The sequence below is a fragment of the Longimicrobium sp. genome (genome assembly GCF_036399935.1).
Taxonomy (GTDB): Bacteria; Gemmatimonadota; Gemmatimonadetes; order Longimicrobiales; family Longimicrobiaceae; genus Longimicrobium.
On the sequence record NZ_DASWMD010000083.1, the window covers coordinates 13,282 to 37,581 of the forward strand.

Annotated in this window: 21 protein-coding genes and 1 tRNA gene; 8 read left to right on the plus strand and 14 right to left on the minus strand. The window is 71.8% G+C overall.

Features of this window, described 5'->3' with window-relative positions:
* Positions 1-9 precede the first annotated feature (9 nt).
* Positions 10-3,069, plus strand: coding sequence for a dockerin type I repeat-containing protein (locus VGB24_RS24535; RefSeq protein ID WP_331075572.1), 3,060 nt, complete (start codon positions 10-12; stop codon positions 3,067-3,069).
* Positions 3,070-3,122: 53 nt separating this feature from the next.
* Here VGB24_RS24535 and VGB24_RS24540 read toward each other — a convergent pair whose 3' ends face one another.
* From VGB24_RS24540 to VGB24_RS24555, 4 genes are all read right to left on the minus strand, one after another.
* Positions 3,123-3,416 (minus strand): DUF6968 family protein, encoded by a 294-nt coding sequence (locus tag VGB24_RS24540; RefSeq protein ID WP_331075573.1) that lies wholly within the window; start codon positions 3,414-3,416, stop codon positions 3,123-3,125.
* Positions 3,417-3,501: 85 nt separating this feature from the next.
* A tRNA-Val gene (locus VGB24_RS24545) sits at positions 3,502-3,575 on the minus strand.
* 14 nt (positions 3,576-3,589) lie between these two features.
* Complete coding sequence (locus tag VGB24_RS24550; RefSeq protein WP_331075574.1) at positions 3,590-3,823, minus strand: hypothetical protein; 234 nt, start codon at positions 3,821-3,823, stop codon at positions 3,590-3,592.
* Positions 3,824-3,910: 87 nt separating this feature from the next.
* Positions 3,911-4,213, minus strand: coding sequence for a hypothetical protein (locus tag VGB24_RS24555; RefSeq protein ID WP_331075575.1), 303 nt, complete (start codon positions 4,211-4,213; stop codon positions 3,911-3,913).
* A gap of 166 nt (positions 4,214-4,379) precedes the next feature.
* Between VGB24_RS24555 and VGB24_RS24560 the strand changes: the two genes are divergently transcribed.
* Both VGB24_RS24560 and VGB24_RS24565 read left to right on the plus strand, forming a co-directional pair.
* Positions 4,380-4,853: a hypothetical protein gene (locus VGB24_RS24560; RefSeq protein WP_331075576.1), complete on the plus strand. Its 474-nt coding sequence runs from the start codon at positions 4,380-4,382 to the stop codon at positions 4,851-4,853.
* Positions 4,854-4,936: 83 nt separating this feature from the next.
* Positions 4,937-5,722, plus strand: coding sequence for a hypothetical protein (locus VGB24_RS24565; protein WP_331075577.1), 786 nt, complete (start codon positions 4,937-4,939; stop codon positions 5,720-5,722).
* 166 nt (positions 5,723-5,888) lie between these two features.
* Here VGB24_RS24565 and VGB24_RS24570 read toward each other — a convergent pair whose 3' ends face one another.
* The 9 genes from VGB24_RS24570 to VGB24_RS24610 all read right to left on the minus strand — a co-directional run bounded on the left by VGB24_RS24570 (position 5,889) and on the right by VGB24_RS24610 (position 14,038).
* Entirely contained in the window at positions 5,889-6,746 is an 858-nt protein-coding gene (locus tag VGB24_RS24570) for a peptidase MA family metallohydrolase (RefSeq protein ID WP_331075578.1), read from the minus strand.
* A 95-nt stretch (positions 6,747-6,841) separates the two neighbouring features.
* Positions 6,842-7,687 carry a tetratricopeptide repeat protein gene (locus tag VGB24_RS24575; protein WP_331075579.1) on the minus strand — a complete coding sequence of 282 codons (846 nt, stop codon included), beginning with the start codon at positions 7,685-7,687 and terminating at the stop codon, positions 6,842-6,844.
* Entirely contained in the window at positions 7,684-8,223 is a 540-nt protein-coding gene (locus VGB24_RS24580) for a chemotaxis protein CheW (RefSeq protein WP_331075580.1), read from the minus strand. Before VGB24_RS24580 ends, VGB24_RS24575 begins: the two co-directional genes overlap by 4 nt.
* Positions 8,220-8,711, minus strand: a complete 492-nt coding sequence (locus VGB24_RS24585; protein WP_331075581.1) for a chemotaxis protein CheW — start codon at positions 8,709-8,711, stop codon at positions 8,220-8,222. The genes VGB24_RS24580 and VGB24_RS24585 overlap by 4 nt, the downstream gene beginning before the upstream one ends.
* Positions 8,708-9,898 carry a chemotaxis response regulator protein-glutamate methylesterase gene (locus tag VGB24_RS24590; RefSeq protein WP_331075582.1) on the minus strand — a complete coding sequence of 397 codons (1,191 nt, stop codon included), beginning with the start codon at positions 9,896-9,898 and terminating at the stop codon, positions 8,708-8,710. The genes VGB24_RS24585 and VGB24_RS24590 overlap by 4 nt, the downstream gene beginning before the upstream one ends.
* Positions 9,885-10,382, minus strand: coding sequence for a chemotaxis protein CheD (locus tag VGB24_RS24595; RefSeq protein ID WP_331075583.1), 498 nt, complete (start codon positions 10,380-10,382; stop codon positions 9,885-9,887). The genes VGB24_RS24590 and VGB24_RS24595 overlap by 14 nt, the downstream gene beginning before the upstream one ends.
* Positions 10,379-11,239: a protein-glutamate O-methyltransferase CheR gene (locus VGB24_RS24600; protein ID WP_331075584.1), complete on the minus strand. Its 861-nt coding sequence runs from the start codon at positions 11,237-11,239 to the stop codon at positions 10,379-10,381. Before VGB24_RS24600 ends, VGB24_RS24595 begins: the two co-directional genes overlap by 4 nt.
* Positions 11,236-12,852: a DUF4388 domain-containing protein gene (locus VGB24_RS24605; protein ID WP_331075585.1), complete on the minus strand. Its 1,617-nt coding sequence runs from the start codon at positions 12,850-12,852 to the stop codon at positions 11,236-11,238. Before VGB24_RS24605 ends, VGB24_RS24600 begins: the two co-directional genes overlap by 4 nt.
* A gap of 1 nt (position 12,853) precedes the next feature.
* Entirely contained in the window at positions 12,854-14,038 is a 1,185-nt protein-coding gene (locus tag VGB24_RS24610) for a DnaA ATPase domain-containing protein (protein WP_331075586.1), read from the minus strand.
* A 543-nt stretch (positions 14,039-14,581) separates the two neighbouring features.
* On the opposite strand from VGB24_RS24610, the gene VGB24_RS24615 reads away from it, so the two are divergent.
* The gene (locus VGB24_RS24615) at positions 14,582-16,771 is read left to right on the plus strand and encodes a S8 family serine peptidase (protein WP_331075587.1); all 2,190 of its coding nucleotides are present in this window, start codon (positions 14,582-14,584) and stop codon (positions 16,769-16,771) included.
* Positions 16,772-16,858: 87 nt separating this feature from the next.
* Here VGB24_RS24615 and VGB24_RS24620 read toward each other — a convergent pair whose 3' ends face one another.
* On the minus strand, positions 16,859-17,479 hold the full coding sequence (locus VGB24_RS24620; RefSeq protein WP_331075588.1) for a DUF4142 domain-containing protein: 621 nt from the start codon (positions 17,477-17,479) through the stop codon (positions 16,859-16,861).
* A gap of 288 nt (positions 17,480-17,767) precedes the next feature.
* Between VGB24_RS24620 and VGB24_RS24625 the strand changes: the two genes are divergently transcribed.
* The 4 genes from VGB24_RS24625 to VGB24_RS24640 all read left to right on the plus strand — a co-directional run bounded on the left by VGB24_RS24625 (position 17,768) and on the right by VGB24_RS24640 (position 24,293).
* A complete protein-coding gene (locus VGB24_RS24625; protein WP_331075589.1) occupies positions 17,768-20,128 on the plus strand; it encodes a tetratricopeptide repeat protein in 2,361 nt (786 codons plus the stop codon).
* 70 nt (positions 20,129-20,198) lie between these two features.
* Positions 20,199-21,188 carry a polyprenyl synthetase family protein gene (locus VGB24_RS24630; protein WP_331075590.1) on the plus strand — a complete coding sequence of 330 codons (990 nt, stop codon included), beginning with the start codon at positions 20,199-20,201 and terminating at the stop codon, positions 21,186-21,188.
* A 76-nt stretch (positions 21,189-21,264) separates the two neighbouring features.
* Entirely contained in the window at positions 21,265-21,540 is a 276-nt protein-coding gene (locus tag VGB24_RS24635; protein ID WP_331022361.1) for a hypothetical protein, read from the plus strand.
* 491 nt (positions 21,541-22,031) lie between these two features.
* Entirely contained in the window at positions 22,032-24,293 is a 2,262-nt protein-coding gene (locus VGB24_RS24640) for a PBP1A family penicillin-binding protein (RefSeq protein WP_331075591.1), read from the plus strand.
* Positions 24,294-24,300 lie beyond the last annotated feature (7 nt).

Sequence of the window (24,300 nt, forward strand, 5' to 3'; positions counted from 1 at the left end):
CGTACGGCCATGAACAACCCCCGCACGGAGCGCCGTGGGCGCTACTCCCGGGCGCGGCGCCTGGCCGCCGCGCTGGCGGCCGCGCTGGCCCTGGGCTCGTGCGCCGACGCGATGGTGCCGGGCCTTCACGACCGGGACGGGTGGGCCATGCAGCTATCCCCGGCCACCCGTGCCGAGCTGGAGTCGCCCCGGGCGCGCACGCTGGAGCTTCGCTTCGACGCGGGGGACGGCCCGGAACGGGTGCAGAGCTTCCAGGGCGAGATCCGCTTCGATGCGGCGCGCTACCGGGTGGCCGAGGTCACGGCGCCGGGGGGCGTTTCCCTGGCCTGGCACTCCCCCGCCGCCGGGCGCATCCGCTTCGCCGGCGTGGCCGTGGACGGAATCCAGGGGACGGGCCTGGTCGTGCGGTTCGAGGACGGCGCCTCGTTCCGCGCCGCGGACTTCCAGCTGTCGATCGAAGAAGCCATCCTGCGGCCGAACGTGGAGGGCGCGGCCTTCATCCGCGCGGGCGATGGGCAGGCCGCCACCCCGGCCGGGCCCGCAACGTCTTCGCATTCCGCGGCCGTGCGCACGCGGCGCGCGGACGCGGCGTCGTCGGCCGTGGACCTGCGCGGAGACGTGAACGGGGACGGCGCCATGACGGCGGTGGACGCGCTCGCCATTTTGGCCCACGCCGCGGGCAAGCCGCTCCCCGCCTCGTTCACCGTGTCTCCGCAGGGCGACCTCAGCCGCGACGGGGCCGTGACGGCCCTGGACGCGCTGCTGGTCCTGGAATACCGCGTGGGGCGCGACCGCGCGGTGTCGGTCACCATCACCACCGCGCCCCGGACCATCGACGTGACGGACAGCCTGGTGCTGGCGGTGGAGCTGCGGGGAGTTCGCGGCGAGATGATGGGCGACTCCGTGCGGTGGACCTGCCCCGACGCCGCGCTGGTGAGGGAGTGCGGCCCCCGCTTCGTTCGCCCGGCGATCACCCCCCTGGCCGCGCCGCGCGCCCTGAAGGTGATCGCCTCGGCCGGCATCGCGGCCGACACGCTGGAGGCGAGCGTGTTCGAAGCAGCGATGGACGAGCTGCGGGTGGACCTTCACCCCTACCCCGGCGCGGTGAGCACCCGCTATCCGCAGTCGCAGGTCCACGCGGTCCGGGCCCTGCCGGGGGGGATCACGGCCGTGCACGTCACGGCGCATTCCGGCGGCGGCAATCCGCAGCTGCGGCCGTTTCGCCTGGTGGTGGGCGACACCACCGTTTTTTCGGCACGGCTGGGCCCGGGCAGGCTCGACGGCACCCCCGTCCTGGTGACCGGGCGCACCGCGGGAACGAGCGTGCTGACGGTGCTGGTGAACGGGGTGAGCCTGGCCGTGCGGGTGGAGGTGGCCGCCCCGGCCCTGGCGTCGTGCTCGCCCACCGCCACGCTGTCGCTGGACATGGCGCCGGGCGACATCCGCACCTTCCGCGGCTCGGACCCCGGCGCACCCGGCTGCCTGGACTTCCGCGCGGGCCGCGACCGCGGCCGGCAGTACATGGTCCTTACGTACCTGCTGCCCTACTCCACGGGCAAGCAGCCCAACGACGCGCTCGAGTCCTTCAACTTCGAGGGGCAGGGCCTCTTCCACGGCGCCGGCGAGGCCGTCCCCGCGGCCTATCCCGTGTTCCGGTTCCATACGGCCGGCCTGAACGCCGCCGCGCTGCCGGCCGCCTCGCCCGCCCCGCGTTCGGACGGGAACGCCCGCGCGCGCGCGCCGGCGTGGCGGGAGGGCACACCCAGGCGCGAGCGCGCGGTTCGCCAGGTGCGCCCCGCGGCCCGGACGGCGGGCGCCGGCGCGGCACGACTGAACGTGAGCGTGGCGGGGGTGGAGCAGGCCCTGGTGGCCGTGGGCGACACCCTGGTGGGCGCCGCCTTCGCCCTGCTCGACCCGGGGGTGCGTACCTCGGACGGCGCCCCGGCCAGCGACCGGGCGATCGTCACCTACGTGGGTCAGAACCTGGTGCTCGCCGAGCACGCCGACGTGCTCCTCGGCCGCCTCGTGGGGCCGGGAGGCCACGCCGCACGCCGCATCCCTCTTGCCGAATACCCGAAACTAGACGAAGCGTACGGCGGTTCCAAGCGCCAGCTGGACCGGCTGTTCGGCGGTGCGTACGGGGGTACGGTGGCGGGGCGGAACGGGGGCGGCCGCGACCTCGCGCTGAACATGCCGCTTCAATCCGGCGTGTGGGGATGGGCGCGTGGGGACCTGACGGTGATCGACTACTGGTTCGGAACCCAGGGCGGCCCGCCCGCCATGTACCAGCAGCCGCTCCGGCTGGCCGAGTCGCTCCTGGCGCACGAGTTCGCCCACGTCCGGCACTTCCAGCAGTGGACCGGCCTGGACGCACCGGTGGGCCCGTGGATCGTGGAAGGGTTCGCCGACTTCGCCCCCCAGCTCGCGTTCGCCGCGCGCGCCCTGAAGTCCGAAACGCCGTCGCGCACCGGCCACGTCGCCGTTCCCCTGGTGGGCACCCTGGTGCTTCCGTCGATGCACGTCAGCCCCGGCAACTCGCTGTTCAGGGGATACGACGACGCGTCGTTCCTGTTCGCCTATCTGGCCGACCAGGTGGAAGCGGCGGGAGGCGACGGCCTTCGCGCGGCGCGCGACCTGGCGCTCTCCGCCCACTCGCGCACGCAGGCCGAGGCGGCGGTGCGCCGGCACCTGCCCGCCCTCTCGCTGACGGACGTGGTCGCCCGGGCCGAAGCCGTGCGCTACCTGGAGTTCCTGCGGCGGCCCCAGGCCTGCGGCGGGCGGTGCAACACCAGCGACGTGCCCGCGGCACTCGCCATTTCGCCGGACCTGCCGGCGCACACCCGGTACCTGCAGTTCGATCTGCCGGCCATGGCCGCCCCGGTGGCCCACGGCCCCGAGAGGTGGCTGATCGCGCGACCGGGCGCCGCGTTCGGCACGGCGTACCAGCTCCGTACGGGAGGCAGCTGGCCCATCTTCATCGACGGAACGGACCCGCTGGGCGACGCGCAGTACCTGATCGACCTGTCCAGCGAACCCCAGGCGGTGTTCTCGGTCGTCCGGATCCGCTGAATGCCGGAGCCCCGCTTCGCTCGATCCTGGTGGGCCTGTTCCCGAGCTTCGCCCTAGAAGCCCAGATCGTCCTCGCCAAGCCAGGTCAGCCGGTGGCAGCGCTGCAGTGCTCCGAGATCCGCCCGGATCATCTCCATGCAAAGCTGCAACGCCTGGACTCCATCCACCCCGTAGGCGGTCCGGACCCGTTCGTCGCCGGCCCCCCGGATCTGAAACGGGCAGCCCCATTCGCCATCCGCAACTCGGACCGGCACGCTCATCCGCACCACGACCCGCCGCGGATGCTCGCCAGCCATTTCCAGTTCGCGCTCGGCGATCACACGGTCGTCGAAGTTGTCCTCGCTCATGCTCGTTCGACTCACTTGTCGGCCCTGCCGAAAAAAATCGAAGCCCCGACGCCGGAAAGGGCATCGGGGCGGCGATCGTTGCGGATGGGCGCTGAGGGATTCGAACCCCCGACCCCCGGTGTGTAAAACCGGTGCTCTAACCAGCTGAGCTAAGCGCCCTTGGCGATCGTGGACTACAGGATGATGCCGAGCGGCACCAGCACGGCGAAGCCCAGCACCAGCAGCAGCGGCGCGCCCACGGTGCTGCCCCCGGCCAGCAGCACGAACCCGTACACGATGCTCGCCAGGCCGATGCCCACCAGCGCCCCGTTCAGCGGCCCGAAGCGAAGCGTGCTCTCGGCGTCGGCGACCGACGTGGTGGCGGACGAAGCGACGGTCCGCGGCTTGGAAGGTGCAGGTCTCGACATGCGAAAAGTTTAGGGCTGTGGGGCGAAAGCGTCAACCCCGGAGGGGCCATGGCGACGTCGTGGTTGCCCGATGGGATGCCGCGGGCGTCAACCAGGGTTGCTTCGTCCCGCGGTGCTGTTCGCGGGAAAGACGTCGTCGATCTCGATCCCGCGAATCGCCTGGCAGCCGGCCAGAAGCATCTCCCGAAACACTTCCTCCGGCGGCTCCACTAGTAACGAGGGGGGGTACAGGTCGTCGATCTCGATCCCCCGGGCCCGGTCGAAGCCCCGAACCAACAGGGCCTTGATCTCCGCCTCCGTGAGCGAACCATCACGTGCGCTGCTCGGCGCCAGGTGCACGGGGCCGCGCCGATTCGGCGCGATCGCGAGCTTTCGTCGGGTGCTTTCCACGGTTCCTCCAGAGGTGAAAGAAACACTCTGGACTAATCTCGTCCGATGGAGAAATCAACGCAAGAGCCACGTTCTGGACGCCGCCTGAGGAGAGGCAGTGTCTCACATCGGAGGCTTCAAACGTTTGTCGGAATCCTCGTGCCCAACCGCTCTCCCGTCTGCTCCGATGACGCACGCTCTCCGCTCCGTCCGCCGGCTATCCATGCTTTGCGCGGCGCTGATCCTGGCCGGGTGCAAGCAGGAAGACATTTCGGGCGAGTGGCGGCTGGCCGCGGTGGAGTCCGACAGCGTCGCCGGACGGCTGTCCATCCACCACACGCCGACCGGGGTGGCGAACGCGAGCGACCCCATCTGGATGAACGCGCGGATCTTCGGCCAGGAGATGCGGATGGAGGGCGCCTACTGGCACGGCGGCACCTTCGCCGTGCTGGCCCGCGCCTGCCCGGGCGAGACGCGCTCGTGCACCGACTCCGTGAACTACGTTCTCGGGCACCGCGGCGGCAACGGCAAGGGCATCGGCAGGGAGTTCAGCGCCGAGGTGGTGGTGCTGCCCGACACGGTGCGCCCCGACGAGAATCCCATCTTCCTGCTGCTGGATTCGCCGCCGGACGTGACCTGGCGGGCCACGAAGATCCGGTAGCTCAGCGGTCGCCGCATGTCGGCCGCGTTCGCCGCCAGCGCCTTGACGGAAAACGCCGAGTAGATACATTTAGCAGTTCCTCCATGTTTACGTTCGGGGTGAGCGCCGCCGGTGTCTGCCAGGAAGGGGATCTCTCGCCGGTGCACCCCGGGGCCGACCCGCCGGTTCTTCTCTCCTTCGCCGGTTTCGCGCGCGTGTGGGCCGCGGTTCCGCGGCGCTCGATGAAAACGGATCGAATCGACTTGCCAGGCATCCGGGACCGCCGCGTGGCGGCCGCGCATGGGTGCACAACGTTCCCATCCCCCTACACCGTGAGATTCGCGATGCGGGTATTCCTTCTCGTCCTGGTCCTCGCCGCGCTGCCCATCGGCGCGGTCGCGCAATCCCGCCCGCCGAGGCCCCCCAGCGGGGTGTCCGCGGAGTACGACCGCATTCGGGACCAAACAATGGTGCGAAGCGAACTCTTCGGAAGCCAGGGATCGGTGCAGATCGAAGGTGAGGTGTTCACGATCCTTTCCGGAGAGGGGAGCGGTGCCGCGCCGGACCGCGCGGTCCTTCGGTTCACCCTGAAGCCCTTCATGTCGGCTGGATGGCAGTTGCTCGACGCACCCAAGGAGGTGTTCCTGCTGCTGTCCGACGGACACCGGGTGGCTCTGCCCGGCGAGTACTCGTCGAGCATCGACAACCCGCGATTGGTGGAGGTGCTCGACGTGGTGATCGATCTCGAGAGTCTCCGCAACCTCGCGATGCGGGACCGGGTCGAAGGCCGGCTCGGGAACAAGGAATTCCGCCTGGAGCGCAGGAACCTTGAGCGTCTCAGGGCATTCGTTGCATACGTAACCGGCGTGCCCACGCCCGAAACACCGTAGCCGGCCGGGTTCCGCTCGCGGGAGTTCACATCCGGTACGACGCCAAGCCCTGTGCGGAGCCATCCGCACAGGGCTTTCTCCGGCCAGAACGACCGCGCAGATCCGGAGTCGTCCCCCGCACGCGACCCGAAGCCGGGACGTCGTGGAGGTGCGATCCGCCCCGCTGCTAGCGCTCGTCGTCGTCCTCGGCCAGGGGATACTCCACGTTCACGCCGTCCTCGCGCGGCGGCGGGAGCATGTGGTACTCGCGCTCCATCTCGGCCACGCGCGCGCGGTTGCGGCGGCGGCGCGGGATCCAGGCGACCAGGGCCAGCAGGAGCGCCACGCCCCACACGGCGCCCACGTTGGCCCCCATCTGCATCCATCCGTACCGCGAGCGCACCGCCTTCTTCCACTCGTCTTCCAGCTGCCCCGGCGTCATCGCGAAGGTTTCGCGGATGGAGGCGTCCAGCGTGCCCAGCCGCCGCCAGTTGTGCAGCAGCAGCTGAAAGCCGCGCTCGCCCGCGCGGCGTCGCAGGTGGTCCACCATCGTGGCGCTCAGCAGGTAGGCCAGCCGCGCCTGCCCCTCGCCCGCCGGCCAGGCCAGCTCCAGCGAGTCCAGCGGCGGCGCCCGCCCCAGCATGAAGGCCACGCGCAGCGCCCACGCCTCGTCGGCGTTCCAGCTGCCCGACGCCACCTCGGCGTACCCCTCGTCGAACCAGCGGGGGATGGTGCCGGGCAGGCGCTCGTGGAGCACCAGGTGAACGATCTCGTGGCGCAGCGTGGCGTCGGCCTGGCGGCGGTCCACGCCGGGAACGGGGTAGGCGGGGATGACGATGGTCCGCTCGTACGGCATGGCCACGCCGCCCGCCCACTCGGGGGTGCGCCCGCCCGTCGCCGCCGAAAAGGCGCGCGGGCTGGTGGCCAGGACGATGGTGGTGGACTCGGGGGCGGCGCCGCGGCCGAAGCCGGGAAGGGGCATGGGCGCCACGGCCTGGGCCATCACCTCGCGGGCCAGGGCGGCGTGCCGGGGCGCGTGGATCACCCGCAGCGTGCCGGAGCGGAGCGTATCGAGGGGGGACTGCGCCAGCGCGGGGGACGCGCCGATGAGCAGGAGGAGAAACGCGAGGCCGAGGCGGATCAGCCCGCTGCCTCTACCGGCTTGCCGGACTCCAGCTGGGCCAGCGCCTTGCCGCAGCGCTCGCCCCACAGGTTGAAGCGGTTGGTCTGGTGGCCCGTGCGCCAGGCCTCGGCCGCCGCGGCCTTGTTGCCCTCCCGGTAGTACGCCCGCCCGATCTCCCACCACGCCTCCAGCATGTTGGGCCCCAGCTCCAGCGTCTGCCGGAAGAAGCCGCGCGCGTCGTCGTACATCTCGCGCTCAAGGTACACCAGCCCCATGTAGAAGTGCGCGTACAGGCTGCTCTTGCGGTCGGCGTCCTGCCGGATGGCCTTGCTCAGGTGCTCGATGGCCTCGCCGAAGATCCCCTTCTTCAGGCAGATGTACCCCAGGTTCACCCGCGCCAGCGGGTTGTTGGGGTCCTTCATCAGTACCTTGTGGTAGGTCATCAGCGCGTCGTCGTACTGCTCGCGCAGCATCTGCGCCCACCCCAGCAGGCTTTCGGCGTGGGGATCGTTGGGCGCCAGCTCCAGCGCGCGCTCCAGCTCCTTCACCGCGCGCTTCGCGTCGCCCGAAGCGATGGCCGTCCACCCGCGCTCGACGTACGTGCTGCTGCCGATGTGGTCGGAAACGATGGTGTGCTGCTGCGCCGGGGCGGGAGGCGGGGGAAGGGACTTGTAGCGCTCCACCAGCGCCCGGATGCGCTCCTTGAAGCCGGCCAGCTCGTCGAGCGCCGTTTCCGTTTCGCGGAACAGCGCCACGATCTCGCCGCGCAGGCGCTCGCGGTCCGCGGCGCCGGCGGTTTCCAGCTCGGCCTCGATCCGCCCGTAGCGGGCCAGAAACGCGTCCAGCAGCTCCCGCGCGGTCATGCCCCTTCCGCCACCCCTTCCGCCGCCTGCACGTCCGCGCCCTCCAGGTCCGCGCTCTCCAGGTCCGCGCTCTCCAGGGCGATGCGCTCCTCGCTGCTCAGGATGCGGTCTAGGTCCATCAGGATGATCAGCCGCCCGTTGTGCCGCACGATGCCGCGGATGAACTCGGCGGAAAGCCCCTTGATGTAGGCGGGGGGCGCGGAGATGGAGGTTTCCGGCGCGCGCAGCACCTCGGTCACGCTGTCCACCACCAGCCCCAGCCGCTCGCCGGCGAACTCCACCAGCACGATGCGCGTCTCGTCGTCGTAGCCGATCTGGGCCACCTCGAAGCGGCGGCGCAGGTCCACCACGGGAACCACGGTGCCGCGCACGTCCAGCACCCCTTCCACGAACGCCGGGGCGCGGGGAACGGGCGTCACCTCCTGGTAGCGCAGGATCTCGTGCACCGAGAACACGTCCAGCCCGAACTCCTCGCCGCCCACGCTGAAGGTGACCAGCTGCACCTGCGGCACCGCCGCCTGACGAACGTTCCTCATGCTGTCCGGGTGTCCAGGGTGGTCCGCTCGCGAAGCAGCTCCGCGAGGTCGATCAACGTCACCAGCCCGGGCGCCAGCCGGGCCACGCCCACCACGTACGCGTCGCGGTCGCCCGCGGCGTGCGGCGCCGGGCGAAGCGCCTCGGCCGGCACCTCCATCACCTCGTGCACCGCGTCGGCCGCCACGCCCACCCGTGCCCCGCCCACGCCGGTCACCAGGATGGGCCGCGCTCCGCCGGGCGAAAGCGAAAGCCCCAGCGCGGCGGAAACGTCGACCACGGGCACCATCTCCCCGCGCAGCAGGATCATGCCCAGCAGGTGCGGAGGCACGTCCGGAAGGGGATGGATGCGCTGCTTCGTCACCACCTCTTCCACCAGCCGGATGTCGCAGCCGTGAAGCTCGCCCCCCATGCGAAAGGCCACCACCTGCGCCCCCGCCCCCCGCGCGAGCAGGGCCCGGAAGCCCAGCTCCTGCGCCGGGGCGGTCACCCGTCCTCCCGGGCGATGGCCGTCGACCGCGGGCGCAGGTCCACCTCGCGCTCGATCCCCGTGTGGATCTGGTCCAGCGGCATCACGCTCCCGGCGCTCTTCGCCGCCGCGGCGGGCATCCCGTAGATCACGGAGGTGGCGCGGTCCTGCGCGATCCCCGACCCGCCGGCCTCCACGATCTCGCGCAGCCCCTCCGCGCCATCCCTCCCCATCCCGGTCAGCACCACGCCCACCGTCCGCGCACCGAACACCTCGGCCGCCGTGCGGAACAGGTAGTCCGCCGCGGGGCGCACCCCCCACAGGGAGGGCGACTGGTCCAGCGCCAGCCGCGCCTGCCCGCCCTCGCGCACCACCCGCATGTGAAAGTCGCCGGGCGCAAAGTACACGTGGTCGGCCAGCACCGGCTCACCGTCCACCGCCTCGCTCACCGCCAGCTCCGACATGCCGTCGATCCGCTCCGCCAGCGAGCGGGTGAAGCGGGGCGGCATGTGCTGCACCACCAGTACCGCGGCACCCAGCGGGGCGCGCAGCCGGGGGATCAGCTCCGTGAGCGCACGCGGCCCGCCGGTGGACGCGGCGACCACCACGGCCAGGTCCGCCGCCGTCTCGTGTGCCGCGGGAACGCGGGGCGGGGCAGGCGGCGTCGGCGCGGCGTCGGCGGCAGGCGCGACCGGCGGCGCCACGGGCATCGACAGCGAACCCCGCCCCGGCACGGCGGCCGGGGCCGGGCGCAGGGCCGACCGGCGCATCTGCACCGGGAGAACGGACAGGTTGGCGGCGGCGGCGGCGCGCAGGGCGTCCAGCAGCCGGTCGGCGACCGTGTCCAGGTTCAGCGAGATGGTGCCCGACGGCTTGGCGACGAAGTCCACCGCGCCGTAGTCCAGCGCCCGCATGGTGGCCTCGCCCCGCTCGGTGGTGTACGCCGAAAGCATCACCACGGGGCGGGGCGTTTCGCTCATGATGTACCCCAGCGCGGAAAGCCCGTCCAGCCCGGGCATCTCCACGTCCATGGTCACCAGGTCCGGCTCCAGCTGGTGCACCTTGCGCAGGGCGTCGTGCCCGTCGCGCGCGGTGCCCACGACGCGAAACTCGTCGGTGCGCGAAAGGATGTCGGTGATGACGCGCCGCATGAAGGCGCTGTCGTCCACGACCAGCACGGTCTGCGGGCGGCGGTCAGAGGACGACATCGGGCTTTCCCACCGAGCTCACGGTCGTGCGCCCCTGGCCCACGGCGAAGCGGACGGACCGCCCGTAGTCGCCGCCCACGTTCTCGCTGAGCACGGGGATCCCCGCGCGCTCCAGCGCCTCGCGCGCCGCGCGGACGTTGCGCTCGCCCATGTTCAGCGTGCCGGGCACCATCAGCGTCTGGAACATGGCCGCGCCCCCCACCAGCCGCGCCTGCAGCCGCCCCGGCCGGGCGCCGCGCCGCGCCATCTCGCGGACCAGGAGCGGCACCGCCGTCGTGGCGAACTTGCTCTCGTTGCTGCGGTCGCGCGAAAGCGCCGGCTCCGGCAGAAGCACGTGCGCCATCCCCCCCACCCGGGCGTCGGGGTCGTGCAGGACGATGGCCACGCACGAGCCCAGGCCCAGGGTCACCAGCAGGTCCTCGGGCCCGCCGACGGCGTGCTGGGCCACCTTCACGTAGGTGGTGGCGCTGGCGCGGCCGTTCATTCGGGGGGCCTGCGGAAGATGCGCTCGCGGTTGTTGACGGGCCTGAACAGCAGCCGCGCCTCGCCGATCAGCGTTTCCACCTTGCCCATCACCAGGTACCCGCCCGGGGCCAGCGCGTCGTGAAAGCGCCGGAACAGCCGCTCCTGGATCTCACGGTCGAAGTAGATCACCACGTTCCTGCAAAAGATCAGGTTCTGCCCCGCCAGCGGCTCGCCGGAGATCAGGTCGCGGTGCTCGAAGGCCACGCCCTGCTTCACCTCGGGCTTCACCGCCCAGGGCGGCCCGCCGGTGAACCAGCGCGCCTGCGCGTCGGGCGGCGTCTCGGCCATCGACAGCTCCGGGTACTCGCCCCGGCGGGCCGCCTCCAGGCTGCGCCGGTCGATGTCGGTGCCGGTGATCTGGATGCGCCCCGCCTCGTGCGCACGCCCGTTCCGCGCCAGCCAGTCGCGGAACAGCATGGAGCAGGTGTACGCCTCTTCGCCGCTGGCGCTGCCGGCGCTCCACACCTTCACCGGCGCGCGCCCCGCGAACAGCTCGGGAAGCACGTGCTGCTCCAGCGCGTTCCACGTTTCCAGGTTGCGGAAGAACTTGGTGACGTTGATGGTCAGCGTGTCGAGCAGGTGGTCGTACTCCGCCGGCTCGCGGTCCAGCAGCGCCGAGTAGTCGGCGAACGACATCTGCCCGCGGGCGCGCATGCGTACGGCGATGCGGCGGCGCAGGCACTTTTCCTTGTAGAACTGGCAGTTGAAGCCGCGATCGGATTCGATCTTCCGCTTCAGCTTCTCCAGTCCCTCGTCGTCGCCCTCCAGCGGGAGGGTGAAGCCGGGGAAGGCGGGGGGACCACCGGGCGGCCTCATCGCAGCACGCTTTCCACCAGCTCCAGGTTGGTGCGCACGACGGAGTTCTGGGGGTTGATCTCCAGCGCCTTGCGCCACAGCTCCACCGCCTGCTGCCGCTCCATCCGCTTGTAGTGGATGTTGCCCATGCGAAAGTACACGTCGTCGCCCAGGCGCGGGTTCAGCCGCGCGGCCCGCCCGTAGCACTCGGCCGCGTCGTCGTACGCCCCGCGGCGGTACAGGGCGTCGCCCAGCGCCTTGTGCGCCTGCGGCAGCTCGCGGTCCTCGTCGGCCGCCCGGCGGTACATGGCCTCGGCCTTTTCCCAGCTTCCCTTGCGCTCGTACACGCTGCCCAGGTGCAGGTACACCGGCGCCGCGTGGGGGTGCTGGGCGATGGCCTCCTCGCCCAGGCGGATGGCCGCGTCGGGCGCCCCGGCGGCGGCCTCGGCCAGCACGGCGAAGGCGTAGTACGCGGGGGGCACGCGCTTCCCCTCCATCACCCGGCGGTACTCGCGGAACGCCTCCGCCGCCTCGTGCGCCTCGCCCGCCTTCAGCAGCAGCACGGCGCGCGAAAGCAGCACCTGCGGCCGTTTGGGCGCCAGCTTCAGCGCCTCGTCGGCCGCCAGGCGCGCGTCGGCCACGCGCCCCAGCCGCTCCAGCGCCAGCGACATGGAGTGGAACACCGTGGCGCGCGGACCGCCGATCTCCACCACCTCGCGCAGGTAGCGAAGGGCGAAGCGGTCGTCGCCCTTGCGCAGCCCGATCAGCGCCAGGTGAAAGCGCGCGTCCACGTTGCGGGGCTGAAGCTCGGCCACGCGGCGGAATTCGCGCGTGGCCTCGTCGTACATGGCCGTGCGATAGAAGGCCACGCCCAGGTTGCGGTGCTCGTCGATGCGGGCCTGCGGAACCTCCTTCACCTGCGCCTGCCGCCGCCCGACGGGGTGCGCGATGCCGGCCTGGATGTAGCCGAACAGCGCCTTGCCCACGTCGAACTCCACCATCCCCGACTCCTCGATCAGCTCCTGCACGCTGCGCCGGCCGTCGATCAGCGGCAGGATCTTCCGCTGGTCGTCGGACAGCTCCAGCGACGCCAGGGGCTTGCTGCGGTCGATCTCGAACACCAGGTCCAGCGAGGGGATCTTCTTTTCGATCAGGCTCCACTCGTCGATCCGGCGGGCGCCCTCCAGCAGCAGGTTCTCGGGATTGATGGACACCAGCATGGCGCCCTCTTCCGGGCGCTGCTCGGGCTCGAAGCTGAAGGTGCCCTGCGTCCAGGTGAAGAGGAAGTAGACGGCCTCCTCGATCTGGATGCGGATGTACTGCTCCAGCTGGTCGCGGGTGATTGCGCCGCGGCGGATGAGCAGCTCGCCCAGGCGCACGCCGGGGTGGCGGGGCTGCTCCTCGATGGCGGCGGCCAGGTCTACCGGGTTCAGCAGCCCGTTCTTCACCAGCAGGTCGCCCAGCCGGTCGCGCCGGTTGACGATGGAGGCGTAGGTGATGCGGCCGCGCTCGAAGAACACGTACCCGAAGTTGCTGCGGTCCGTCAGCGCCAGGCAGCCGGTCTTCTGCCCCATGGCCAGCAGCTGCAGCACGTCGGGTAGGCTGGCCTCCTTCAGGTTGCCCTTGATCGCCATGTCAGGCCAGCTCCTCGATCAGGCGGTCGTCCAGGGCCAGCCAGTCCAGCACGGTCTTTTCTGCGTTGAAGTACCAGCGGTCCACCTGGGGCCGGGCCTTGGCCACTTCCTCGGCCTTGCGCTCGGCGGCGGCGCGGGCGCTGACCAGCAGCGCCTCGGCCTCGCTCACCCGCTCGGGGTCCGCCAGCACCGGCGACTTCGCGGCCTCGGCCCTGAGTCCCTCCAGCTCCGCCGCCACCTCGCGCAGCCGGGCGACGTCCAGCGCGAAGCCCTCCAGCAGCCCGTCCAGGTCGGGGGCGGTGTCGGCCTCGAGCGCCTCTTCCAGGCGGCGGGTGCGCATCCCCTCGCCCTCCCAGCGCAGGATGGCCTCGGCCAGCTTGCGGCGCCACGGGGCGGTTTCGACGATCTCCTCCACCGTGGCCGAGATGTCGAAGAGGAAGGAGCTGAACTCGTCGGCGGGCGCGGTGGAGGCTTCCGGCTGGGCGACGGCCGCCAGCTCCTCGTCCACCAGCGCCTCGCCGCGCTCCGCCTGGGCCGCGCCCACGCGCTCCACGGCGGCGATCAGCCCGGCGGCGCCGTCCACGGGCAGGCGGGCGATCTGCTCGGCGGCCGAGGGGGCCAGCTCGATGCCGCGCTGGCGGGCGGCGTTGCGGGCGATCTCGGTGCGCGCCTCGTCGTCGGCGGGGGGAAGGTCCACCGCCAGCCCGCGGGTGAAGCAGGCGCGCAGCGCGTCGTCCACCCCCGGCAGCTCGGGGCTGGCGCCCTCGGCGGCCACCACGATCTGGGCGCGCTGCTCCAGCTCGTCCCAGAGCGAAACCAGCTCTTCCTGGGTGCGGGCGCGCCCGGCCAGCTGGTGCGCCTCGTCCAGCAGCAGCATGTCGGCGTCCAGCAGCTCGTCGCGCAGCGCCTCCACCGCGCCGGCGCCGACGGCGGCCGACACGCGGTCCACCAGCTGGTCGGCGGTCAGGTAGACCACGTGCATGCCGGGCTGCAGCGTGGCCGCCAGCGTGCCGACGGCGCGCAGCAGGTGCGTCTTGCCGGCGCCGCCGACGCCGTGGATGAACAGCGGGTTGTAGGCGGTGCGCGGGCTTTCGGCGGCACGGCGAGCCGCGGCGGCGGCCATCCGGTTGTCGGGGCCGACGACGAAGCTGTCGAAGGTAAAGCGCGGGTCCTGCGGAGCGGTCATGGCTGCGATGGCGGTTGGGCCACGTAAGGTAAGAGGATGCGCGCCATCCGGCGAGGGGCGCGCGCGGGCCGCGGAGGGCGGCCGGCGATGGGGGAAGGGGAGTGGGGTGTGCGGGTCGTGGCGGGAGTTGTCTCGACGGTGAGCGCCATCTGTCATCCTCGTGCGCTCGACTACGCGTGCAGTCCGCGAAGGCGCACTTCGGGCCCTCGTTGCCGCGAATTCATTCGCCCCCGCAGAGCCCGGGGCCCGCAACATCCATCCCATGGCGGAACATCCCATCAGCCGCCACCGGTTGCAGAGCGGAGCAGATCGCAGCACGGGGCCCCGCGGCGCCGGCCCGCGACGCGCGCCACACATCCAAGTAACTGCGTTTCAACAGCTTACGTCCAAATGAGGGGCCTTGACGAAAGGCCTCGGTGGCGATAACATTAGGGCTGTCCGGCGCCCGTGTGCCTGGACCGCCTCTCCCGCTTTCCGCCACCCGGCGGAGCAACCATCGCCGGCGCTGCCGGTCGAGCCCCTCCACGTCTTTCGAGGACCTCCATGAAGCGTGCTGTCCCGCTGTTCCTGGCTGGCGTCACCGGCCTGTCCGCTTGTTCGGACCTCAGCCCCGTCGCCACCGGCCTGGGCGCCAACTCGCCCGTCGCGCTGAACGTTTCCGCCGCGCCCGCGGAAATCGTCCCCGGCCAGATCATCGTCCGCTTCCGCCCGGGCGCCGCCCGCTCGGAAATCGCGCAGCAGCACCGCGCCCGCAAGAAGGACGACATGCTGCTGGAGCGCACTGAGATCCTCGAGGTGCCGGTGGGTGAAGAGGCGGCCATCGCCGCGCAGCTGAGCAGGAACCCCAACGTGGAGTTCGCCGAGCCCGACGCCATCATGCGCGTGGGCCCGTGCGAGACCTCGGTGAGCTGCGACCTGCCCGACGGCGACATCGCCCTGTACAAGTGGGACCTGCACAACACCGGCACGATGGACATGACGCCCCAGGGGTGGGGCATCGTCACCACCGGCAAGGTGGACGCCGACATCGACTGGGCCGAGACGTACGACCACCTCGGCCCCAACTTCGCGGGCTCGGCGACCATCGCCATCCTCGACACCGGCATCCGCACCACGCACCCGGCGTTCGTGGGCAAGATCGTCGGCGGCCGCCGCTTCCTGTCCGACACCACCACCGTCGCCAAGAACAACGTCACCGACGACAACGGGCACGGCTCGCACGTGGCCGGCATCGCCGCCTCGCGCGCCGACGTCCGCATCCCGGGCGTGGCCTACGGCACCAACATCAAGCTGCTGGTCGCCAAGGTGTGCAACTCGGCGGGCAGCTGCCCGAACTCGGCCACGGCCAACGCCATCGTGTGGGCGGCCGACAACGGCGCCAACGTCATCAACATGAGCCTGGGCGCCTTCGGCGGGAACCCCGACGGCACCGGCTCGGCGGCGCAGCAGGCGGCCATGCAGTACGCCCTGGCCAAGGAAGCGCTCCCCGTCTGCGCCACCGGCAACGACGACAACAAGGTGGGCAACGGCTACACGGGCGGCGTCGGCTACCCGGCCCGCTTCCCCGAGTGCATGGCCGTGGGCGCCACGAACTGGAGCGACACCAAGGCCAGCTACAGCAACTACGGCGCGCAGATCGAGATCTCGGCGCCCGGCGGCGACAGCAATCCCAAGAACACCGCCGCGAGCTTCATCCTGGCGCCGCTGCACTCCAGCAACAGCTACACCTGGAAGACGGGCACCTCGATGGCCACCCCGCAGGTGGCCGGACTGGCCGCCCTGCTGTACGCCACGGGAATGACCCGCGCCGCCGACGTCCGTGCCCGCATGATCCAGACGGCGGACGACGTGGAGGCGCCGGGATGGGACAACCGCACGGGCGCCGGCCGCATCAACGTGTACCGCGCGGTCACCGGCAAGGACCCCAACGCGGCCCCGGTCGCGGCCCCGGGCAGCGGCTACGCCGGCAACAAGGGCGTCGCGGTGCAGTTCGATGGCAGCGCCTCGAACGACCCCAACGGCAAGCCCGTGACCTTCGCGTGGAACTTCGGCGACCCGGCCTCCGGCGCCGCCAACGCCTCCACGCTGGCCAGCCCCACGCACACCTACCTGCGCGCCGGCTCCTACACGGTCACGCTGACGGTGAAGGACGCGGCCGGGCTGACCACGACCACCACCACGACGGCCGTGATCGCCAACATCGCCCCGAACGTTTCGGGGATCGCCGGCGCCACGCTGCTGCCGGGTGAGCGCTACACCGCGGCCGGCTCGTTCTCCGACGCCGACCCCGACTCGTGGACGGCGACCGTGGACTACGGCGACGGCACGGGCTCCCAGGGCCTGGCGCTGAGCGGCAAGTCGTTCTCGCTCAGCCACGTGTACACCGCCGCCGGCACCCACACCGTGCTCGTGACGGTGGCCGACGACGACGGCGGCGCGGGCACCGGCAGCGCGTCGGTGACGGTGCTGACGGCGCAGCAGGGGATCCAGGCCACGCTGCTCGCCCCGGTGGCCGCCAGCGGGATGGGCTCCGGAACGGTGACCGCGCTCTCGGCGACGCTGCAGGCCGCCCGCGAGTCGCTGGACCGCGGCAACCACACCGCCGCGACGCAGCAGCTGCAAGCCTTCATCAACCAGGTCGAGGCGCAGGTGCGCTCGGGCCGGATGACGGCGGCCATGGGCGCGGACCTTTCCGCCGCCGCCACCCGCGTGATCGCCAGCTTCAACCGGTGATCGCCCGGTAGGACCGCTTCACCCGACGGGGGTGCCGGCACAGCGCCGGCACCCCCGTTTCGTCGTCCGATCCTCGGCTGGAGCGGACTACAGGCCCGCGCGGATCTGCGTGGCCATCTGCAGGTGCCCCTGCACGGCGGCGCGCTCCTGCGCAATCAGGATACGCTGCTGCGTGTTCTGCACCGCGGCTTCGAAGCGCGTCGCCAGCGCCAGCGCCTGGCGGTGCGCCGCGATCTGCCGGTCCATGAACTCGCGGTCGAACTCCGCGCCCGTCTCGTCGCCAAGGTCGGCCATGGCGCGCATGTGCTGCTCCACCAGCGCCCGGCTGGTGGGGATGGACATCATCAGCGCCTGCGTGTTGGCGTTCACGTCCACGCCCGCCTGAAGCCCGGGCAGCTGCACGTTTGCCGTCGCCGCGGCCTGAAGCCCCATCTGGCTGGCGAGCTGCTGCTCCTGTTGCAGGAACGGCCGGTGGTCGGCCACCAGCTGCTGCGCGAACGCGCGGACCTGCGCGTTGGTGGCGCGCTGCGCACCCATCGACCCCTCCTCGATCTCCGCCACGTGCACCGCCGACATGCTGGCGTGCGCCTCGGCGCCCACGTTGGCGGTCGCTCCCATCCCCGCCGCGCACGCCGACGCGCCGGCCGAGACCAGGGCCGCGAGCGCGAACCCGAGGACGCGGTTGGTGCTGGACTGCTTGCCGATCATCTTGCCTCTCCCGTTGAAAACCACACGATCCCACGCGGCACCCGCCGCAAGGAGGCGCGGGGTGGTGGCAACGGCGGTGCCGCGGGAGACCGCAGACGCCGAAGGATGCGCATCGCTGCCGCACGAGTGGGGCCCACGAGGCACGCCCGGCGACGCTTGGCATCCAGCGAAAAATCCCGTTCAGGGCGGCTGACGTGGGCCGAACCCCCGCTTCCTCAATCCTTGTACGCACTTAGCGCGTCCGCTATCTTTCGCGGTTCCGTGCCAGCCCCGCCCGAACTCCATCGCATGGCGACCGCTCCGAAGCTGAGAGACCAGGCACGCGCCGCTGAGAACAAGGATCAGTGGCGCGAGGCCGCCAACCTGTATCGCCAGCTGCTCCAGGAGGAGCCGGAGGGCGAAGAGGTAGACATCGCCCTGTGGAACCGCGTGGGCGACCTTCACCTGCGCGTCAACGAGACCGACCGGGCGGTGGAGGCGTACGAGCGCGCGGTGAGCGCGTACGCCGATTCGGGGCTGTACAACAACGCCATCGCGCTCTGCCGCAAGCTGCTGCGCATCGTCCCCGGGCGCACGCAGGTGTACCACAAGCTGGGGCAGATCAGCGCCGCCGCCGGCTTCGTTGCCGACGCGCGCCAGAACTTCCTGGAGTACGCCGAGCGGATGAAGAAGGCGGGCAAGGCCGACGCCGCCTTCGAAGCCCTCCGCGAGTTCGCCGACCTGTCGCAGGACGTGGGCGTGCGCCGCGTGCTGGCCGAGCAGCTGCTGGCCCACGGGCAGCGCGACCCCGCCATCGAGCAGTTCCGCATTCTCCTGGGCGCCGCGGTGCAGGGCGGCGACGACGCGACGGCGCAGGCGCTCCGCGAGCAGATCCGCGCGGTAGACCCCAACGCCGACGACTCGCCGCTGCTGCGCAACCAGGCGCACGCCGTCGACGACTTCCGCGCCGCGCTCCACGACGGCCGCACCGCCGCGCGTCCCAAGCCGGCCGATGTCGCGGAGCTTCCCGCGCTGGACCTGAGCCCCACCATCGAGCCCGCCGCCGTGGACCTGGGCGGCGACGACGACGGCTACGTTCCGCAGCTGCTGGGGCTGGAATCCACCGCGCTGGACGACGGCCCGCCTGCGCCCGCCCCGCGGTCCTCCTCGCGCCCCGCGCCGGAGCCGCCGCGGCCATCGGGGCTGATGGGGCTGGACGGGGGCACCCTGGACTTCGAGCCCACCTCACTGGACTTCTCGTCCCCGGGCGACGGCGACGGCCAGGACGACGGCCGCGGGCTTTCGCTGGTCGGCTTCCAGGACGAGGAGGAGGACGCGGGCGATCCGCTGCCGCTGATGAGGCTGGACGACCGCGAGGACGGGGGTGGCGACCTGCCGCTGATGGACGGCGGCGACTTCGGCGGGGACGCCGGCGGCTATGGCGGCCGGCTGCCGCTGATGGACGACCACGAGGACGGCGCGGACGACGGGGACGGAGGCGGCGACCTGCCGCTGATGAGCTTCGACGACGAGCCCGCCGCGCCCCCTCCGCCCCCCGCCGCGCGCCGTGCACCCGCGCGCCGCCGGGCGCCGGACCCGGAGCCGGCGTTCGTGCCCACGGTGGACCGGCTGGAGGACCTGCGCGCCCACGTGGCCGCCGAGCCCGCCGACGAGGCCTCGCGCGACGAGCTCGTGCGCGAGCTGCGCGCCCGGGGGCTGGCCCACGACGTGGAAGGGGTGCTGGAGAACGCCCACCGCGCCCTGGCCGCCCGGGGGATGTACTACGAGGCGGTGGCGCCCATCACGGCGCTCATCGGCCTGCGGCCCGACGACGGGCTGCTGCTGCAGAAGCGGGTGGAGTACGCCTTCCGCAGCGGCCGGCCCGAGCCGCAGGTGGAGGCGTACCTGGACCTGGGCCGCCACTTCGCGCGCCACGGGCACGACGGCAAGGCCGCGGCGGTGTTCAAGCGCGTGCTGGAGCTGGACCCGCACAACGTGGAGGCGCGCGCGGCCGCCGCGCAGCTCGCCCCGCCGCCGGCCGCGCCGGCCCCGCGCCCCGCCGCGCCTCCGGCCGCCGCGCCCGTCCGCCCGCCCGCCCCGCCGCCCGCCCCCGCGGCCCCGCCGGAAAACGAGTACGTGGACCTGGGCGCGCTGATCCTGGGCGACGACGACGAGGGCGAGGCCTCCACGCGGTTCATCGTCGAAGAAAAGGAGCCCAGCGGCGACGAGGACAAGGACTTCGCCGCGATGCTGGCCAGCTTCCGCCAGAAGGTGGCCGAGAACATCGACGTCGAGGACAACGCCAGCCACTACGACCTGGGCGTGGCCTTCATGGAGATGGGGCTGATCGACGAAGCCATCTCCGAGTTCCAGGTGGCGCTGCGCGGCGGGGCCAAGCCGCTGGCCACCCTGGAGCTGCTGGGCCAGTGCTTCGTCGAAAAGACGCAGTACGCCGTGGCCGGCCGGGTGCTGGACCGCGCGCTGAAGCTGCCCGGCGTGGCTGACGGCGACCTGGTGGGGGTGCTGTACCTGCTGGGCCGCGTGGACGAGGGCACCGGCCGCCCCGACACGGCGCTGGAGTACTACGAGCGCGTGGTGTCCGTCGACATCCGCTTTCGCGACACGGCGCAGCGGGTGGACCGGCTGCGCGCAAGCCGTGGGGCGGCGTAGGTTTGACGACGGGCGGCGCGCGCCCTAGCTTTCGCGGGAAACCCATCAGCCAGAAGCCGATCCGCCACGCATGACCGCGCGCACCGCCGTTCCCCGCCTCGCCGACATCCAGGCCCCCATCCGGGAGCGTGTGGATGGCGTCGTGGACGAAATCCGCCGCATCGTGGTGTCGGATTTCGCCCCGGTGGAAACGGTAAACGAGTACCTGCTCAAGATCCGCGGCAAGCTGTTCCGCCCCAGCCTGCTGCTGCTGTGCGACAACGTCGAGGGCGAGCAGTCGCCCCACGCCGAGACGCTGGCCGCCATCGTGGAGCTGGTGCACCTGGCCACGCTGGTGCACGACGACGCGGTGGACCACTCGGTGCTGCGCCGGGGCATGCCCACGGTGAACGCCCTGTGGAGCCACCAGGTGGCCATCATCATGGGCGACTACCTGTACACGCGGTCGCTGATGGAAATCACCCGGCTGGGCAAGCTGGAGCCCATCCAGGTGCTGGCCGACGCGGCGAACGCCATGACGGTGGGCGAGATGCGCCAGCTTTCGTCGCACGACGCGCTGGACTTTTCCGAGGCCGACTACTTCCGCCTGATCGACAGCAAGACGGCCTCGCTGATGGGCGCCGCCTGCGAGCTGGGCGCGCTGACCGGCGCGCCCGCGCACCGCCAGGCGCTCAAGACCTTCGGGCGCGAGCTGGGGCTGGCCTTTCAGATCGCCGACGACCTGCTGGACTACACGGCCGACTCGGCGGTGACGGGCAAGCCCACGGGGCTGGACCTTCGCGAGCACAAGGTGACGCTGCCGCTGATCCACGCGCTGCCGCGCCTGTCTCCGGGGGAGCGGGCGGAGGTGGAGGCGCTTTTCGCACACCCCGAGCCCAGCGACGCGATGATCGCGGGGGTGGTGGAAATCGTGAAGGGGCAGGGCGGGCTGGAATACGCGCACGCGCAGGCCATGGAGTGCGCGCAGCGCGCCTCCGAGGCGCTGGACGGGCTGCCCGAGGGACCCGCGCTGGAAGCCCTGCGCGACAGTATCGTCTACGCCATCGAGCGCCGCCGCTGATGCGGGGGCACTGCTCTTGCCTGCGCTCGGGGCGAGATCGAGGGAGCCAATTTCGAACGGGTTGGGGGGAGAATAGATGAGCGTCGCCACACGCCGTCGCGCGGGCCGTGTGCTCGTGGTGGTGCTGGTTGGGCTGCTGCTGGGAGCACTGCTTTCGGAGCTGGCCATCCGGTTCATGCCCGAGAGCACCGCGCGCGCGTTCTTCACCACGTCGGTGGCGGCGGCCTTCGGCCCGCTGGTGATCGACCTGGTGGCCGTCGGGTTTACGCTGGGGCCGCTGGTGCTGCGGCTGGATTTCCTGAGCCTGATGGGGGTCCTGGTCGTCGCCCTGGCCGTGCGCACCTGGCTGTAGGTCCGCGCCACACGTAAGTAGAAAGCCCTCCCCCGCGTCCGCGCGGGGGAGGGCTTTTCGTGCGTGGGGCCCCTCCCCCCGGCCCCTCCCCCCGGCCCCTCCCCCGGCAAACTGCGCCGGGAGAGGGGGGAACTTCGTACCGGTTCGACCGGCCTCGGCGCATGCCTTGGGAGCCCCCTCCCCCCGGCCCCCGTCCCCCGCTGCGCAGGGGAGGGGGAGGCCTGAACTGAGCTCCGGCTGGCCTCGCGCACTCGACTGGCTCCCTTCCCCCGCGGCTGTTTGCGGGGGAAGGGCTGGGGATGGGGGGCGCCGGCCCGAGCACCGGACCTGCCCACCCACGCCTCGACCCTGGTGTGTACGTGCCGCACTTCCGCACTCACGCACTCACGCACTTCCCTTTCCCCTGCCCTCCCGAGCGTGTATCTATGTATCCGCCATGACCCTATGGATGCGACAGATGCGGACTCACCCGAAGAAGGCGGGGCGAACCGTTGGCTACTGAGTGGAAGAAGTTCGCGCGGCCGGACGTGTGGCGCGAGCGGATCGTGAGTGGATGGACAAGGCTGCGCGGGGCCTGGCGCAACCCGGCCGAGCGCAAGCTCGTGATCGGGCTGGCCGCGCTGGGCATGGGCTCGTGCAGCACCGGCGGCGTGGTGGCGGCGTGGACGCGCGCGTGCGCCGGCACCTGCCCCTCGGCCGAGCAGATCGCCAGCTTCGCCCCGCGCCAGGCCAGCCTGGTGCTGGACGCGCGCGGCGCCGTGCTGGGCCAGTTCTTCCGGGAGCGCCGCACCGTGGTGGACATCGACTCGCTGCCGCGGCACGTGTACATGGCCTTCGTGGCCATTGAGGACCGCCGCTTCTTCGAGCACGAGGGGGTAGACCCCGTGCGCATGATCGGCGCGGTGCGCGACAACATCATCCGCGGATGGGGCGGCCCCGGCGGCAGCACCATCAGCATGCAGCTGGCGCGCAACCTGTTCCCCCAGCAGCTCCCCGCCAACGAGACCAGCGTGCGGCGCAAGTTCGCCGAGATCAAGCTGGCCATGCAGATGGAGCGGCGCTTCAGCAAGCGCCACATCCTGGAGCTGTACCTGAACCACATCTACCTGGGCGCCGGCGCCTACGGCATCGAGGCGGCGTCGCGCACCTACTTCGGCAAGCGCGCGCGCGACCTGACGTACCAGGAGGTGTCCGTGCTCGCCGGGCTTCCCCAGGCCCCCAGCGCCTACAACCCGCGGCAGCATCCGGAGCGGGCGGAGCGCCGGCGCGCCATCGTGCTGAGCGCCATGGCCGACATGGGCCTCATCACCCGCGCGCAGGCAGACCAGGCCGCCACCGAACCCGTCGTCCTCGCCCCTCCCGGCGGCGCCATCAAGGCCCCGTACTTCGTGGAATCCGTGCGGCGCGAGCTCGAGGAGCAGTTCGGCGAGCTGCTGTACACCGGCGGCCTGCGCATTCACACCGCCATCGACCCCGTGCTGCAGGCCGAGGCCGAGCGCGGGCTGGAAGAGCAGATCCGGCAGGTGGAACGGGGAACGTTCGGCGGCTACGGGCATCCCACGTACGAGAAGTTCACCCAGGCGCTCAAGCCCGGCGAGCCCGTGGTCCACACGCCGTACCTGCAGGGCGTGGTGGTGGTGATGGACCCGCACACCGGGCTGATCCGCGCCATGGTGGGCGGGCGCGACTTCAGGCAGTCGCAGTTCAACCGCGCCACGCAGGCGCTTCGCCAGCCCGGCTCGGCCTTCAAGCCGTTCGTGTACGCGGCCGCGCTGGAAAACGGCCGCTCTCCGCTCTCCGGCATCTCCGACGCCCCCATCTCCATCCAGGTGGGGAACGAGGTGTGGACGCCGCGCAACTACGAGGGGCGCGGGGGCGGGTGGGCGTCGCTGCGGTCGGCGCTGCGCTATTCGCGCAACCGGGCCGCCATCCGCCTGGGGCGCGAGACGGGGATCGCCAAGCTGCGCGACCTGGCCGCGCGTACCGGGCTGGAAACGCGCATCCCCGGCTATCCCTCCGTCTACATCGGCTCCGCGGGGGTGTACCCGCTGGACATGATCGGTGCCTACGCGGCGTTCGGAAACGGCGGGTGGCGGGTGGAGCCGCGCTACGTGGTGCGCGTGGAGAACCACCGCGGGCAGGTGCTGTGGGAGCCGGCGCCCCCGCCGCGGCAGGCCGTGGCGCCCGGCATCTCGTGGATTCTCACCGACATGCTGCGCGAGGTGGTGGACCGCGGCTCCGGCGCCCCGGCGCGCGACCCGGCCGTCGGCGGCCTTTCGTGGGACGTGCCCGCGGCGGGAAAGACGGGCACCACCAACGGCAGCACCGACGTGTGGTTCGTGGGCTACACCCCCGAGCTGCTGGCGGGGGTGTGGATGGGGTTCGACAACCCGCGCACCATCATGCCGAACGCCACGGGCGGCCTGCTGGCGGTGCCGGTGTGGGCGCGGGTTATGCGTACTGAATACGCCAGACGCAAGCCGCCGGAGCCGTGGAAGCGGCCCGACGACGTGGTGGTGCGAAGGGTCAGCGGAGGGCGCGTGATGGCCGAGGGGTGCGGCGGGGGATCGCCGGACTTCTTTTCGGCGCGGCACCTGCCCGAGCCCGTCTGCCCGCGAAGCGCGCCGACGCCGTCCATGATGTTCGTGGACCCCACCCCCGAGCTGCCGGGCCGGCCCGTGTTTCCCAACCAGCCGCGCGTGCCCCGGCCGGAAGACTTCGTGACTCCTGCACCGGGGGGCGCGAAACCGTAACGACACA

Excerpts from the sequence above, each read along its gene's own strand:
- VGB24_RS24535 (WP_331075572.1), top strand. The coding sequence starts at position 10 with ATGAACAACCCCCGCACGGAGCGCCGTGGGCGCTACTCCCGGGCGCGG.
- VGB24_RS24540 (WP_331075573.1), bottom strand. The coding sequence starts at position 3,416 with ATGAGCGAGGACAACTTCGACGACCGTGTGATCGCCGAGCGCGAACTG.
- VGB24_RS24550 (WP_331075574.1), bottom strand. The coding sequence starts at position 3,823 with ATGTCGAGACCTGCACCTTCCAAGCCGCGGACCGTCGCTTCGTCCGCC.
- VGB24_RS24560 (WP_331075576.1), top strand. The coding sequence starts at position 4,380 with ATGACGCACGCTCTCCGCTCCGTCCGCCGGCTATCCATGCTTTGCGCG.
- VGB24_RS24565 (WP_331075577.1), top strand. The coding sequence starts at position 4,937 with ATGTTTACGTTCGGGGTGAGCGCCGCCGGTGTCTGCCAGGAAGGGGAT.
- VGB24_RS24575 (WP_331075579.1), bottom strand. The coding sequence starts at position 7,687 with ATGACCGCGCGGGAGCTGCTGGACGCGTTTCTGGCCCGCTACGGGCGG.
- VGB24_RS24580 (WP_331075580.1), bottom strand. The coding sequence starts at position 8,223 with ATGAGGAACGTTCGTCAGGCGGCGGTGCCGCAGGTGCAGCTGGTCACC.
- VGB24_RS24590 (WP_331075582.1), bottom strand. The coding sequence starts at position 9,898 with ATGTCGTCCTCTGACCGCCGCCCGCAGACCGTGCTGGTCGTGGACGAC.
- VGB24_RS24595 (WP_331075583.1), bottom strand. The coding sequence starts at position 10,382 with ATGAACGGCCGCGCCAGCGCCACCACCTACGTGAAGGTGGCCCAGCAC.
- VGB24_RS24600 (WP_331075584.1), bottom strand. The coding sequence starts at position 11,239 with ATGAGGCCGCCCGGTGGTCCCCCCGCCTTCCCCGGCTTCACCCTCCCG.
- VGB24_RS24605 (WP_331075585.1), bottom strand. The coding sequence starts at position 12,852 with ATGGCGATCAAGGGCAACCTGAAGGAGGCCAGCCTACCCGACGTGCTG.
- VGB24_RS24610 (WP_331075586.1), bottom strand. The coding sequence starts at position 14,038 with ATGACCGCTCCGCAGGACCCGCGCTTTACCTTCGACAGCTTCGTCGTC.
- VGB24_RS24615 (WP_331075587.1), top strand. The coding sequence starts at position 14,582 with ATGAAGCGTGCTGTCCCGCTGTTCCTGGCTGGCGTCACCGGCCTGTCC.
- VGB24_RS24620 (WP_331075588.1), bottom strand. The coding sequence starts at position 17,479 with ATGATCGGCAAGCAGTCCAGCACCAACCGCGTCCTCGGGTTCGCGCTC.
- VGB24_RS24625 (WP_331075589.1), top strand. The coding sequence starts at position 17,768 with ATGGCGACCGCTCCGAAGCTGAGAGACCAGGCACGCGCCGCTGAGAAC.
- VGB24_RS24630 (WP_331075590.1), top strand. The coding sequence starts at position 20,199 with ATGACCGCGCGCACCGCCGTTCCCCGCCTCGCCGACATCCAGGCCCCC.
- VGB24_RS24635 (WP_331022361.1), top strand. The coding sequence starts at position 21,265 with ATGAGCGTCGCCACACGCCGTCGCGCGGGCCGTGTGCTCGTGGTGGTG.